The sequence below is a fragment of the Stenotrophomonas maltophilia genome (assembly GCF_006974125.1).
Classification (GTDB): Bacteria; Pseudomonadota; Gammaproteobacteria; order Xanthomonadales; family Xanthomonadaceae; genus Stenotrophomonas; species Stenotrophomonas maltophilia_O.
In genome coordinates, this window is the sequence record NZ_CP037858.1 from 296,500 (window position 1) to 310,608 (window position 14,109).

The 14,109-nt window shown below is 66.7% G+C and carries 11 protein-coding genes; 8 read left to right on the forward strand and 3 right to left on the reverse strand.

What is annotated here, in order from left to right:
* Both EZ304_RS01400 and EZ304_RS01405 read left to right on the forward strand, forming a co-directional pair.
* Positions 1–1,185 carry a M23 family metallopeptidase gene (locus EZ304_RS01400; RefSeq protein ID WP_185959209.1) on the forward strand — a complete coding sequence of 395 codons (1,185 nt, stop codon included), beginning with the start codon at positions 1–3 and terminating at the stop codon, positions 1,183–1,185.
* 165 nt (positions 1,186–1,350) lie between these two features.
* Positions 1,351–3,060, forward strand: a complete 1,710-nt coding sequence (locus EZ304_RS01405; protein WP_142806029.1) for a sensor domain-containing diguanylate cyclase — start codon at positions 1,351–1,353, stop codon at positions 3,058–3,060.
* A gap of 25 nt (positions 3,061–3,085) precedes the next feature.
* Here EZ304_RS01405 and EZ304_RS01410 read toward each other — a convergent pair whose 3' ends face one another.
* Positions 3,086–5,029 carry a MacB family efflux pump subunit gene (locus EZ304_RS01410; protein WP_142806030.1) on the reverse strand — a complete coding sequence of 648 codons (1,944 nt, stop codon included), beginning with the start codon at positions 5,027–5,029 and terminating at the stop codon, positions 3,086–3,088.
* A 2-nt stretch (positions 5,030–5,031) separates the two neighbouring features.
* A complete protein-coding gene (locus EZ304_RS01415) occupies positions 5,032–6,213 on the reverse strand; it encodes an efflux RND transporter periplasmic adaptor subunit (protein WP_142806031.1) in 1,182 nt (393 codons plus the stop codon).
* Between the two features lie 236 nt (positions 6,214–6,449).
* Here EZ304_RS01415 and EZ304_RS01420 point away from each other — a divergent pair, with 236 nt between their 5' ends.
* From EZ304_RS01420 to EZ304_RS01435, 4 genes are all read left to right on the forward strand, one after another.
* On the forward strand, positions 6,450–7,007 hold the full coding sequence (locus EZ304_RS01420; protein ID WP_260678189.1) for a hypothetical protein: 558 nt from the start codon (positions 6,450–6,452) through the stop codon (positions 7,005–7,007).
* Positions 7,008–7,054: 47 nt separating this feature from the next.
* Complete coding sequence (locus EZ304_RS01425) at positions 7,055–7,771, forward strand: response regulator (RefSeq protein WP_099551042.1); 717 nt, start codon at positions 7,055–7,057, stop codon at positions 7,769–7,771.
* Positions 7,772–7,774: 3 nt separating this feature from the next.
* The gene (locus tag EZ304_RS01430) at positions 7,775–8,851 is read left to right on the forward strand and encodes an ATP-binding protein (protein WP_142806032.1); all 1,077 of its coding nucleotides are present in this window, start codon (positions 7,775–7,777) and stop codon (positions 8,849–8,851) included.
* A gap of 202 nt (positions 8,852–9,053) precedes the next feature.
* Positions 9,054–9,980 carry an ABC transporter six-transmembrane domain-containing protein gene (locus tag EZ304_RS01435; protein WP_142806033.1) on the forward strand — a complete coding sequence of 309 codons (927 nt, stop codon included), beginning with the start codon at positions 9,054–9,056 and terminating at the stop codon, positions 9,978–9,980.
* Between the two features lie 93 nt (positions 9,981–10,073).
* Here the strand turns inward: EZ304_RS01435 and EZ304_RS01440 are convergent, their stop codons facing one another.
* The gene (locus tag EZ304_RS01440; RefSeq protein WP_142806034.1) at positions 10,074–10,688 is read right to left on the reverse strand and encodes a TetR/AcrR family transcriptional regulator; all 615 of its coding nucleotides are present in this window, start codon (positions 10,686–10,688) and stop codon (positions 10,074–10,076) included.
* Between the two features lie 169 nt (positions 10,689–10,857).
* Here EZ304_RS01440 and EZ304_RS01445 point away from each other — a divergent pair, with 169 nt between their 5' ends.
* Entirely contained in the window at positions 10,858–11,694 is an 837-nt protein-coding gene (locus tag EZ304_RS01445; protein WP_142806035.1) for a siderophore-interacting protein, read from the forward strand.
* A gap of 195 nt (positions 11,695–11,889) precedes the next feature.
* On the forward strand, positions 11,890–14,067 hold the full coding sequence (locus EZ304_RS01450; RefSeq protein ID WP_142806036.1) for a TonB-dependent receptor: 2,178 nt from the start codon (positions 11,890–11,892) through the stop codon (positions 14,065–14,067).
* Positions 14,068–14,109 lie beyond the last annotated feature (42 nt).

Here is a 14,109-nt window from a genome sequence, read left to right on the forward strand (position 1 = left end):
ATGCCCTGTCCACGCAACCTGCTTGGCGTCGGTCGCGGGCTGCTGATGGCTGCGCTGCTGCCCGGCGCTGTGATCACCGCAGCCACCGCTGCAACGCCGCCGTTGGCACCTGTCGAGGCCCGCATACCGTTCGCGCCCGCGCCGTTTACCGGCAGTGACGGCGCACGCCATCTCGCCTACGAACTGCACATCAGCAATTTCTACGGCGACACCGGCACGCTGCGGCCGCAGGGGCTGCAGGTGTTCGCGGACAGCTCTGCCTCGCCACTGCTGGACATGGACGCCAGTGCGCTGTCCACATGGGTGCGTCCCGCCGCCGCCGACGGTGCGTCACCCTCGATCGCTGCCGGCAAGCGCCTGGTCGTGTTCGTGTGGCTGACACTGCCAGCGGATGCACCGATTCCCCACGTGCTTCGTCACCACATCGATTTCGCCACAGAAAAGGCCGGAATCACGACGCTTGATGGCGCAGCGGTCAACGTCGCCACACAGGCGCTACCAGTGCTCGGGCCACCACTGGCGGGAGGCCGCTGGCTCGCGCATGAAGGCCCGGGCGCCGCGCGGTCGCACCATTGGGGTAGCCTGGTGGCGGTGAATGGCGCGCTGACCATCCCGCAGCGGTTCGCGCTCGATCTGGTCGGCGTGGATGCACGGGGGCGTGCGGTGCATGCCGCTCCCGAGCATCTGCAGAACGCGCGCCACCAGGATTGGGTGGGCTATGCCGCGCCGGTGATTGCCGTCGCCGACGGCGAAGTCCGCGATGTACGCGATGGCGAGCCGGAGCACCCTCCCCTTACCCCGCAGCCCGAACCGGCGTCACTGACCAGCCACGGCCTGTTCGGCAACTACGTGGTGCTGGAAATTTCACCCGGGGTGTTCGCCAGCTATGCCCACCTGCGCACGGGCAGCATCAAGGTCAAGCCCGGCCAGCGCGTGCAGCGCGGGCAGGCGCTGGGCGCGCTGGGCCAGTCGGGCAACTCCGCGGCGCCCCATCTGCACTTCCAGCTGTCCAACGGCGTCCGCTTCGAAGGCTCGGAGGGCATGCCCTATGTGTTCGATCGGTTCCAGTACTTCGGCCCGGAATCCGAAGCGCAGCTGTTCGGCCAGGGGGAGCCCTGGACCGCGCTGCCCGCAGAGCCACGCCAGCAGCAACTACCACTCAACGATGTGGTGATCGGCTTCTGAGCACGCCTTCACGGCAGAATTCTGTGCATCCGATCACATGGCAGATGCGGTTGTTCCAGGACTCACACCCACATCACCCAGCTGTGGCGATAGATAACACATGCTCACATAGCGTCATGCCGACGCCTGTTGCTACCGCCCTCGCCTCCAGTCACGCCACGCGCCATGGACGAAGCCGACCGCCTGCTTGAAATCGACCGCCTGCACCTGCTCGACACGCCAGCCGAACCGGTGTTCGATGCAATCGTTGCTGCCGCCCGCGCAGCGACCGGCATGACCATGGGCCTGATCTCGGTGGTAGCCGAGGAGCGCCAATGGTTCAAGGCCAATATCGGTCTCGAGGGTGTCAGCGAGACTGCACGCGATATCTCGTTCTGCACCCACGCCATCGAGCAGGATGAACTGTTCGAGATCCCGGATGCACGGCAGGACCCTCGCTTCTCCACCAATCCTCTGGTGACCGGTGGTCCGCGCATCCGTCACTACGCGGGAATCCCGCTTGGCTCGGCGCAGGGCGCCCGTATCGGAACACTGTGCCTGCTCGATCCGATGCCGGGCGTGCTGTCGCCCTCGCAGCGCGAACTGATGGTGCATCTGGCGCGGGTCACCACCCAGGTGCTGGAACAGCGCAGCACCCTGATGGCGCAGGTCGGCCAGGCCAAGGCACTGCACCGCGAACTGAAACGCAGCGAGGACTTCCTGGAACGTACCAACCGCGCGGCACGGGTGGGTGGCTGGGAGATGGACCTGCTCTCCCACGAAGTGCGCTGGACCCGCGAAACCAAGCAGATCCACGGCGTACGCGGCAACTATCAACCCACGTTCGATACCGCGCTGTCCTTCTATCGCGAGGACAGTCGCAACATCATCCGCAGCGCGGTGCGGCGCTGCATCGATGAAGGCACCTCATGGGACGTGCAGTTGCCGATGACCACCGCCGATGGGCGCTCCATCTGGACCCGGGTGGTCGGAGGCCGTCAGCAGGTGGATGGGCACCCTCGCCTGGTCGGTGCCATCCAGGACATCACCGAGGAGCGTGCCGCGCTGGATGCCCTGGAGGCGAGCGAGACGCGCTACCGGCGCCTGTTCCACTACAGCCTTGGCCTGATCTGCACGCACACGCTGGAGGGCGTGCTGACATCGGTGAACCCGGCGGCCGTGCAGTCGCTGGGCTTCGATGAAAGTCATATGATCGGGCGCAGCCTGTGTGATCTGATGCCTCCCGAGAAGCGTGCTGCATTCAAGGCCTATCTCGCGCGGATCACGGTCAACCACACCGATGCCGGCGTCATCGAACTGATCGCCGCCGATGGCACCCGCCATTTCTGGGCGTATCACAACGTGCTCGACAGTGAGGCGAACCCTCCCTATGTGCTGGGCCATGCGCAGGATGTGACCGCACTGCGGATGCAGGAGCAGCAGCTGCGCGAGATGTCCTTCAAGGATCCGCTGACCCAGAGTTACAACCGCCGCTTCCTGCCGCGCCTGGACGAGCTGGTTGATCACCCCTGGGCCTGCCTGATGTTCGATCTGGATCATTTCAAGCAGATCAACGATACGCAGGGCCATGCACGGGGTGACACCGTGCTGGTCGAGTTCGCCGCCTTCCTGCGCGCGCCACTGGGGGCAATGGAAAGCGTAGTGCGCATGGGCGGCGACGAGTTCATGGTGGTGCTGACCTGCCCGGAGCCGGGGAGGTTGGCCGCGCTGGAGCAGTGGTATACGCAGCAGGCCGGTCGCTCGCCCACGCCCTTCTCGCTGGGCGCGACCCACCACGTGCCGGGTGAGTCGGTGGCCGACACCCTGCAGCGTGCCGACAGTCGTCTGTACCGCGAGCGCGCACGCGTGCGCACGCACCCGCGACCTGCAACCTGAGACCCTCCCCGCAGCGGCCGCGACCCTACTCCGCCGCCAACGCCTGGATCGGGTCCAGCTGCGCAGCACTGCGCGCCGGGAAGTAGCCGAAACCGAGCCCGATGGCAGACGAACACGCCAGCGCGGCGAGCACCGGTCCAGGCGTGAACAGGAACGGCACGCCCAGCGACAGCAGGCTGGACAGCGCGCCCACGCCGAATGCGAACAGCACGCCCAGCACGCCACCGAACAGGCAGATCAGCACCGCCTCGATCAGGAACTGGCGCAGGATGTCGCCCTGCCGGGCACCCACCGCCAGGCGCACGCCAATCTCGCGCACGCGCTCCTTCACCGATACCAGCATGATGTTCATCACGCCTACGCCTCCCACTACCAGCGCCACCGCAGCAATGGCCGAAACCAGTGCCGCCATGGTCTGGCTGGACTTCATCACCGCCTTGCGGATCTGGTCGGCGTTGTAGATGAAGAAATCACGCCGGCCGTGCAGGCGTTGCAGCTCCGCGCCCAGCGAGGCCTCCGCGGCGGTGGTTGGCACGTCATCCCGCACGCGTACGGTGATGCTCTCCAGCCGCTGGCTGCCAAGCAGGCGCGAGGACGCGGAGGTGTAGGGCACATAGACCGTCGGCGTCGCCCCGCCGGCAAACGTGTTTGGACCGACCACGCCGATCACTTCCACCGGCATGCCTCCCAGCAGCACCGTGCCACCGATCGGATTGCCGTTGAACAATGCCTTGGCCGCCTTCTGGTCGACCACGCCCACCGCACGATGCGCTTCCACCTCGGCATCGGTGAAGAACCGGCCCGCCTTCAGTCGCAGCCCGCGTACCCGCGGTAGATCAGCGCCCACGCCAAGCACCTGCGTATTGGCGCGCCGGTTGCCCTGCAGTGCGGCCACCGAACCGCTCAGATTGGGGCTTACGCTGTCTACGTAACTCAATGCGGCCAGGTGATCGGCATCGTCCACGACCAGCGTTTCGATCTCTGCCGAGCGCGGGTCACCAAAGTCCGCGCCCGGGAAGATGTCCAGCGTACTGGCACCCAGCTCGTTGATCTGTGACTCGACCTGCGCCTGTGCGCCCTTGCCCAATGCAACCACGGTCACCACTGCAGCCACGCCGATGATGATGCCCAGCATGGTCAGCAAGGTGCGCAGCCGGTGGGCCAGCATCGAACGCACCGCCATCCGTGCAGCTTCCCTGATTGCATCCAGGCGCGCGCGGCGCGCGGCGCCCGGTTCTGGACTGCGTTCGTGGGCAGCAGCATTGCGTGCAACCGGAGGATCACCCGTACCACGGTCGGATACGACCCGACCGTCTGCGATCTCGATCACGCGTGTAGCGTGCGCGGCAATCGCTGCATCATGGGTCACCAGGATCACGGTATGGCCCTGCGCATGCAGGCGCTTGAGCTCCGCCATCACCTGCCTGCCGCTGGCATGATCCAGCGCGCCGGTCGGCTCATCGGCCAGCACGATGGCGCCGCCGTTCATCAGCGAACGCGCAATGGAAACGCGCTGTTGCTGGCCGCCGGACAGCTGGCTGGGCCGGTTCGTGGTGCGCTCACCCAACCCCAGTGTTTCCAGCAGCATGCGCGCACGGGCGGTGCGCGCATCGGCATCCACGCCGGCATAGACCGCCGGCAGCGCCACGTTCTCCGTGGCGCTCAGGTTCTCCATCAGGTTGTAGCGCTGGAAGATGAAGCCAAAATGCTCGCGACGCAGGTGCGCCAGTTCATCCGGTGACATCTGCTCGGTTGCTGCGCCCTGCACGCGGTAGCTGCCTTCGGTTGGCCGGTCCAGGCAGCCCAGGATGTTCATCAGTGTGGACTTTCCCGAACCGGACGGGCCGATGATGGCGATGAACTCGCCCGCCTCGATGCGCAGTGACACGTCCTTCAACACCACCACCTCGCCGGCGGCCGAGCGATAGGCGCGCGATACGCCATGCAGTTCCAGCAGCGCGTCGGCCATGCTCACATCCCCAGCAGGCTGGTGGGCTCGGCTTCCGCGCCGCTGGGCGCCTGCCCGACCACCACGTTCTCGCCTGCCTTGAGGCCGGACAGGATTTGCACCGCAGTAGCGGTGCGCAGGCCGGTCGTCACCACGCGCTCGCGGGCGCGGCCCTTGGCATCGATCACCTGTACGGTCGCGCGGTTGCCCGCCTTGTCGTCGCTCTCGGACGCTGCCGTCAACGGCACCTGCAGTGCATTGGCGGCGCGCGCCAGCTGGATCATCACCTTCACCGTCATCGACGGCTTCAGTTTCAGGCCCGGATTGGGTACGTCAAACAGCCCGGCGTAGTACACCGCCTTCGGCGTCTGCGCCGATCCGCCGGTATTGCCGGTGGCCACGTCGGCAATCGACGATGGTGCAGGTTCAAGCTGCTGCAGATGCGATTCGTAGCGGCGTCCGCCCGGCCCCAGCGTGGAGAACCACAGGGGTTGGCCAGGCGCGATCAGTTCCACATCGGCCTCCGCGATCTCGGTGCGAACCGTCATCGTGTCCATCTGGGCCAGCATCACGATGGTCGGCGTGGTCTGCATCGAGTTCAACGTCTGCCCGGCCTTGGTGACGATGGCCACGATGTAGCCGTCGGAAGGTGAGAGGATGCGGGTGTAGCCCAGGTTGATCCGCGCGGTTTCCACCTGGGTCACCGCCTGGTCGATCTGTGCCTGCAGCGCTGCGACGTCCGAGCGCGCCGCTTCGCGCGCCACCCGTGCGGTCTCGAAACCTTCCTGCGAAACCAGCCGCGACGCCACCAGCTGCGCCTGGCGCTCATGCACGCGGATGGCCTGGGCATAGCGCGCCTCGCTGGCCGCATGCTGGGCACGCAGCGTGTTGGCAGCCGCTTCGGCGCTGCGCAGGGCGATGTGCTGCGGCTGCGAATCCACTTCGGCAATCAGGTCGCCAGCGTGCACACGCTGGCCCAGCACCACATGCAGGCGCTTGACCTGGCCCGATACCTGCGCCCCCACCGCCACCAGTTCCTTGGGGTTGACCCGGCCAACGGCCTGCACGGTCTTTTCCAGGTCCGCCACCCTTGCCGGCGCCGTGATCAGCGCGGCATCATCACCCTCGGCAAACAGCCACCAGCCGGTACCCCCTGCAAGAAGCGCAACGATTGCGGCAATGATCCAGGTCCTGCGGTTGTTCATCGGAAGGCTCGCATGCACGCAGCCACCGGATGTGACCGCAGAATCCGCAGTCTGGAAGGTGGTGGTGGATGTTTCTTGGAGCCACTGTGGAGATTGCATGGAGGCCGCACCTCCGTTCAGGCACGGGGCCCGCTCCTGAACGGCACGGATCGCGTCCACGAAATCTCGACACAATCTCGACCAAGTCTCCATCAACGGCCCTTAGCCTTGTCGGCCTCGCCGACTGCGTCCCCGCCGTGTCTCTCCCGTTTCCAGACCTGCCTCCCATCGATGTCCGCCGCGCCTACCTTGCCTGGTGCGCGCCTTCGCCGTGGCTGCTTGCACTGGTACTGGCGTCGACCAGCGCCTGGATGCTTGCCAGCGCGAACCCGGCGCCGCCCCTGCTGGCAGGTGCCGGAGCCGCCGCGCTGGTGGGGTTCCGCAGCGAAGGCCCCGCCCATTCGGCACGCACGGGCACCTTGGCGTCGCTGGCGCTGATCGGCCTCGCGTCCTGGTCCGCCTCCAGCGCTGACGTGAGCCTCATGCCTGCAGGGATAGCAGCTGTCCTCGTCGCCGCGTTGCTTGCCCTGCGCCTGCGGGCCTTGGTCCGCATGGCCCGACGCCTGCAGGACCGGGTAGATGCAACGGGCATGGAATCACGGTGGAACAAGCTGCCTGCGACCGTATCGACCCTGCTCGCACAGCACCTGCACGGGACCGCAACACTGGCGCCTGCCCTGCAGCACACGCTGGTTCTGGCCACGCTCGCGTGGGCAGCCGACGAAGAAGCGCAGACCCTGGAACGGCCGCGATGACACCGTCGCCGGCGTCTCCCATTCCTCACTTGAAACCGCAGCATGCAATGAAATCCGATGCCCGCACGCGCCAGACGCCCCTGGTGCTGATTGCCGAAGATGAAGGTGAAATCGCCGACATCCTCGGCGCCTACCTGGCTCGTTCAGGCCTGCGCAGCGCCCGCGCTGCCGACGGCGAAGCCGCCCTCGCCAGCCACCGCCAGCTGCGCCCCGACCTGGTGCTGCTGGATGTACAGATGCCCAAGCTGGACGGCTGGCAGGTGCTGAGCGAACTGCGCCGGCGCGGCAACACGCCGGTGATCATGCTCACCGCGCTCGACCAGGACGTGGACAAGCTGACCGGCCTGCGCGTGGGTGCCGACGACTACGTGGCCAAGCCATTCAACCCGGCCGAGATCGTGGCGCGCATCCAGGCTGTCCTGCGCCGCAGCGCTCGTACCGTGGTCGAAGAACCCAACGGGCTGATCCGCCAGGGGCCGTTCGAGATCGACCTGCGCAGCCATGAGGTCACCGTGCGCACCCATGACCACGTGCATGCTTTGAGTTTCACGCTCACCGAGTTCCGCCTGCTGGTGCACATGGCCCGCGCTCCCCGCCAGGTGCATGCACGCGTTGACCTGCTGCATGCCTGCCTGCCCGAAGGCGATGCGCAGGAACGCACCGTCGACAGCCACGTCAGCAAGCTGCGCCGCAAGCTGGAAGAGGTGGGCGTGATCGGCATCCCCGCCACCATCCGCGGTGTCGGCTATCGTTTCCTGGACTGAATGATGAACCCCAAAGGCAAGAGCATCGGCCGCCAGATCACGCTGTCCATCACGGTCGCATCGTTGTGTTCGACGGTGCTGTCGATCAGCGGCTTCTACCTGTTCTACTACCTGATGGAGGTGTTCTATCCGCGCTGGTATGACGAGCCGGAAACGATCATGCCGTCCGGGCTGGAATGGCTGTGGATCGGCCTGACCGCCACCGTCGTCGTCATCTTCGCCACGCTGGTCGCCTCGCGCCTGACCCGTCGCATCATCACCCCGTTGAACTCCGTGGCCGAGAGCCTGCGCCGGGTGGCCAGCGGCGATCTGGATGCCCGTGCACGCGGTGGTGATGCATCGATGGCCGAGGCGGCCGCGCTGGTCAGCGATTTCAACTCCATGGCGGAGCGCCTGAGCCGCATGTCGGAGAACAGGGTGTTCTGGAATGCCGCCATCGCGCATGAACTGCGTACGCCGATGACCATTCTGCGCGGGCGTCTTCAAGGCATCGCCGAAGGTGTGTTCGAGCCCGGCCCCGAACAGTTCAACAGCATGCTGACCCAGCTGGAGGGCCTGACCCGCATCATCGAGGACCTGCGCGTGGTGAGCCTGGCCGAGAGCGGCCATCTCGACCTGCGCCTGCAGCGCAGCGATGTCAGCGTGCAGGTGGCGGCAGTGGTGGAGGCGATGTCCGAGGCGCTGACCGAAAGTGGCTTCTCGGTGAGCCTGGACGCGCGGCCGTCGCTGGCGGACTGCGACCCGGCCCGCGTCCGCCAGGCGGTGCTGGCATTGCTGGAAAACGCCCGTCGCCATGCCATCCCCTGCCCGCTGCGGGTACGCGTCACGCTGGCGGAGGGGCACTGCACGGTGGCCGTGGAAGATGGTGGCCCCGGCGTGCCGGACGAACTGCGTGACAGCATCTTCGAGGCGTTCCAGCGCACCGATGTCTCACGTTCGCGGCAGAGCGGTGGCTCTGGGCTGGGGCTGGCGGTGGTGCGCGCGATTGCCGTGGCACATCACGGAACCGCGCGATGCCGTGCTACCGAACGTGGCGGCAGTGCCTTCGAAATCCGCTGGCCGGTGCACGCGCGCCGTTGAGGGCGCAGCGTTGCGGCAGACGCTGCTCTGGTAGTTGCCCACCGTGGTGGGCACCACGCGCCTCGCTGAACGCCGCCGGTTTCTCCACGCAATCTCCATCGTCCCTCCATGCCCGCTCCAAAGGGCTGCAGATACTGGGCACAACACGGGAGATGGCAGGCATGCGTCCCCTGCCCTGCCCCCGACCCCACCCAGGCATCCCATGAAACACCCCCACGATCCGGCGGCCGCTGCCGGCAGCATCGGCCAGCAGAATGCGGCCGCCACCCTGAAAGCCATCCTGCGCACCTATCCCTGGCAGCTCACCGGCACCTTCTCGCTGGTCGCACTGGAGAACGCGCTGCTGCTGGCCTATCCACTGTTCGCCGGTTTCGCGGTGGATGCCATCATCCGCGGCGACATCGGCCATGCCATTTCCTACGCCGGCGTGGTGCTGCTGTTCTGGCTGGTCGGTGCCGCCCGCCGCGCGGTCGATACCCGAACGTTCACCCGCATCTATGCCGACCTGGCGGTGAACGTGGTGCAGGCGCAGCGCCGCTTGGGCCAGGCTACATCCACTTCGGCGGCCCGCGTGGTGCTGGCCCGTGAGTTCGTCGACTTCTTCGAGAAGCACGTGCCGATCATCGCCACGGCATTGGTGTCGATGTTCGGTGCAGCGGGGATGCTGCTGGCGATCGAGCCGCTGGTCGGCGCCGCAAGCCTGGTCGCGCTGCTGGGTGCATTGTTGCTGCTGCCGTCGTTCGCACGCCGCAACGAGCACCTGCATGGACGCCTGAACAACCGGCTGGAGCATGAGATCCGCCTGGTGGACCGGGTCAGTCCCTCGGTGTTGCGTCGCCACTACACCACGCTGTCGCGGCTGCGCATCCTGCTCTCCGATCGCGAAGCGAGTGCCTTTGTGGTCGTTGGCGCGGCGGCAGCGGTGCTGTTCGCGCTGACCATCGGCCGCCTCGCCACCACCGACGGAGTTACTCCGGGCCATGTGTATGCGGTGATGACCTATCTGTGGACCTTCGTCGGCAGCCTCGATGATGCGCCGTCAATGGTGGATCAGCTGGCGCGGCTGAAGGACATCGGCCGGCGAGTCAGCCCGGGCATGGAGGACGCGGAGCACAAGGACGCCGCTTGACCGGTGGATGCCCATCCTGGTGGGCAACGATGTGTCGCGGCGCCAACCAAGGTTGGCGACTACCGGGGCAACGCTGCCAACCAGGATTGGCGGTTACCTCCCGCCTGCCGTGCGCCCGCACATCGTCAATGCACCGATGATCAATGCCTGCATGCTGCGGTCGAACTCGGCCTCCTGTGCTTCCCGATCCAGTGGCCGGCGCGTGGTGTCCGCCACGGCGTGCCGCGAGTACACGGTGTCGGCCAAGGCCACGGCGTGATAGGCCACGGTCGACAGCAGCCATGCTGCCTGTTCCTGCGGCAGATCATGCACACGACTGAACTCGGCATGGTGGCGCTGGATGCGTGCCACCATCTCCGGCGTCTTCGCACCGTGGCTCACCAGGAACGGGGCGAGACCCGGATTCTCATCCACCAGTGTCCGCAATGAACGCTGGAACGCGCACAGATCGTCGTTGATGCTGCATCCCGCACCGACCTCCATTGGCGGTGCCTGCCAACGCTCGAAGATCACCTCAGCCACCAGCTCGCGTAGCGCTGCCAGATTCGCCACATGCTTGTACAGCGCGATGTGGCTGACCCCCAGCGCTGCCGCCACGCCCACGAAGCTCAACCCCGGCAGCGTCATCGCGATGCCAGCGTCGGCGATGCGCTCGCGGGTGATGGTGGGCGGTCGCCCACGGGCAACGGTCTTCTTCGGTGCAGCCATGCTGTTGCGGTTCCTGCGCGGCGCGCTGGCAAGGCCTGTCATGGTGGTCTGCGGCAACGCAATGGTCAACGCGTTGCATACGCCTCCAGCAGGCCTGGGTTGCGGGGCGATCAATTTAGTTTACTATTATGTAACTAATTCGCATTCGCAGCCTTCTGGATCGTTGTCGATGTCCGCGCCCACCCTTTCCACCACCCCGGCCGGGCCGTTGCGCGGCGCCGACCACGACCGTGGCCTGCAGGCGCTGCGCGTCCACGTCGTTGACGTCACGCAGCCCTGTACCAGCCTGCTTCGGCTGGTCGTACAGCTGCCGCCACAGGCAGAGCTTGCACCTTGGCAGCGCGCCAACACCGCCGTGCGCATCCAGCTGGGTACCGCGTTCGGCGATGTGTCACGGATCTACACCGTGCGCAGCGTCGACGCCCGGACCCGCCGTTTCACGCTGGACGTGGTGCTGCACGAGGCACCGGGGCCGATGTTGGCCTGGGTGCGTGCTCTGCAGCCCGGCGACGCCTTCGATCTCACCGGTCCGCGCCCACATCTGCAGGTGCCACATCGCGAGGGCAGCGTTGCCCTGCTGTTCGCCGATCAGAGCGCCATCCCGGCACTGTTCGCCTTGCTGCAGCAGTGGCCGAGCGGCCTTCGCGCGCAGGCCTGGATCGCTTCGGATGACCCCTTCCCGGTAGGCGAACTACCTGCCGTCGACGGCGTCTGCATACAGCGCCTGGCCACGGGCGCTACGCCGTTGCTGCAGCAGGCACGCCGGTTGCACACGGGGGCCGACAACACCGTCTGGGCCGCAGGCGAACGCGAGGAGATGCGCGCCCTGCGCCGCTACTTCATTGAAACGTGCGGTCTGCCGCGCGCAGACGTCGCCGTGGCCGGCTACTGGAAACACGGCCAGACCACCACCGAAACCGACCAGCGCCGCCGTCGCAACTACGAACGCGTGCTGGCGCGCGGCGGTGGCCTGCAGGACCTCGACGACCTCGCCGACGACATCTGATCCACCCCGCAACACCCGCGCCCTGCGTTTCGTTCCACCCAGCCACAGATCGCCCACGCACCTCGCGTGCAGCATTGCCCCAGCGGCAGTGCCGTGCCCTCTGCCAGCCATTCCACAGCCCGCGTCGTCCTGCCCGTGCAGGCCACCGACGGCGCCGTGCTGGCCGATTGCACGACCCACCACACGAGAACTGCCATGTCCCTCCCCGCCCGAATCCTGCTCTCCCCACGCCGCACGACCCTATCCCTGGCCGCGCAGGCAGCGCTGCTGCCGGCGTTGCTGCTCGCTCCCCTCGCCCATGCAGATGAAGCAACCGACAGCGCCCGCCAGCTGCCCACGGTGAACGTGCGCGCCGACAAGACCGCGCCTGCCGATGCCTATGCCGGCGGCCAGGTCGCCCGCGGCAGTGGCGTCGGCCTGCTCGGTGAGCTCGACTTCATGGACACCCCTTTCAACACCACCCGTTACACCGCGGGGTTCATCGAGAACATCCAGGCACCGGACCTGGTCCGGGTAATTGCGCTGACCGATCCCAGCGTCTACAACAGCGGCTCCAGCGGCGGCATCACCGACTACTTCAACATCCGTGGCTTCGGTGTCGCCTCGTCGGATATTGGATTCGGCGGACTGTACGGCCTGATCCCGTACTACCGCGTCACCCCGGAGCTGGCCGAGAGCATCGAAGTGCTCAAGGGGCCATCGGCGCTGCTCAACGGCATGCCACCGGGTGGTTCGGTGGGTGGCGCAGTGAACCTGGTGCCCAAGCGCGCAGGTGATACGCCGTTGACCCGCTTCACGGCCAGCTACAGCAGCGACGCGCAGTCCGGCGGTCATCTGGATGTTGGCCGTCGCGGTGGCGAGCAGCAGCAGTTCGGCGTACGCCTCAATGCCGTGCATCGCGAAGGCGACACCGCCACCGATCACCAGCAGCACAGGACGCAGCTGGCATCGCTGGGCCTGGACTGGCGAGGTGAACGCTCGCAGGTCTCGCTGGACCTGTTCAGCAGCCGTGACCATGTGGATGGCCTCAATCGCGGCGTTTCGCTGGCAGCCGGACTGGCCGTGCCCCGCCCGCCAAAGGCCAGCACCCTGTTCGCACCGGATTGGACCTTCAGCAACGTCAAGGACTCAGCCGCCGCGCTGCGCTGGTCGTTCGACATCAATGACCACCTGCAGGCGCATGCCAGCTACGGTCACGGCCATACCGATTTCGATTCCATCGCCAGCGCCACCACGCTGATCACCAACACCGCCGGCGACTTCCGCAACAACTTCGCCCACCAGCGCTTCATCTACAGCAAGGACTCCGCCGAAGCCGGCCTCTCGGCGCGCTTCCGCTCCGGCGCGGTCGATCACGCACTGGCGATCAGTGCCGCGTGGTACCAGCACGACCAGAAATTCGGCTTCAAGCGCAATCTGCTGGCCCGCGACTGGGTAACCAACCTGTACGACCCACAGTGGGGCCCGGCCATCGATCGCAGCTTCAGTGATGCGTCGCTGCCGAAGACCGCGGAAGTGCGTACCACCAGCTTCGGCATCGCCGACACGTTGTCCTTCATCGATGACCGCGTGCAGCTGACCCTGGGCATCCGTCACCAGACCGTGCTCAGCGACACCTTCGATGGCAGCACCGGCAAGCGCACCGCGCGCTACGACGCCCGCGCCAATACCCCGGCTGGTGCACTGCTGTTCAAGGCCAGCGATCGACTTTCGCTATACGCCAACTACATTGAGGGCCTGAGCCAGGGCAGCACCGCCCCGGTCAGCGCAGCGAATGCGGGCGACGTGTTCCCGCCGTACAAGACGCGCCAGCGCGAGGTGGGTGCCAAGTTCGACTTCGGTCATTTGGCCAGCGCAGTGAGCGTGTACGAGATCGAAAAGCCCAGCGCCTATACCGACCCGGCCACCAATGTGTTCTCATTCGGCGGCCAGCAGCGCAACCGTGGCGTGGAATGGACCGTGTTCGGCCAGGCCACCGAACGGCTGCGCGTGCTGGGCGGCATCGGCTGGCTGCAGCCGAAGCTGACCCGCACCCAGGGCGGCATCAACGAAGGCCGGCTGGCCACGGCCACCCCGCAATGGCAGGGCAAGCTCGGCGTCGAATGGGACGTGCCGACCGTGGCCGGCCTCACCCTCACCGGCAACGCGGTCAGCCTGTCCAAGGGCTACATCACTGCTGACAACAGCCAGTGGGTTGCAGGCCGCACCGTGTTCGATCTCGGTGCCCGCTATGCGACGCAGGCGGCCGGCCATCCGCTGGTACTGCGCGCGACGGTGCAGAACGTGACCAACAAGGCGTACTGGGCGGGCAGCCTCGGCTCCGGGCTGGGCACGCCACGCACCGCCCTGCTGTCGGCCACCGTCGATTTCTGATCCTCGTTTCAAGGGCACCACACCATGGTGCGTGGTGCCCTG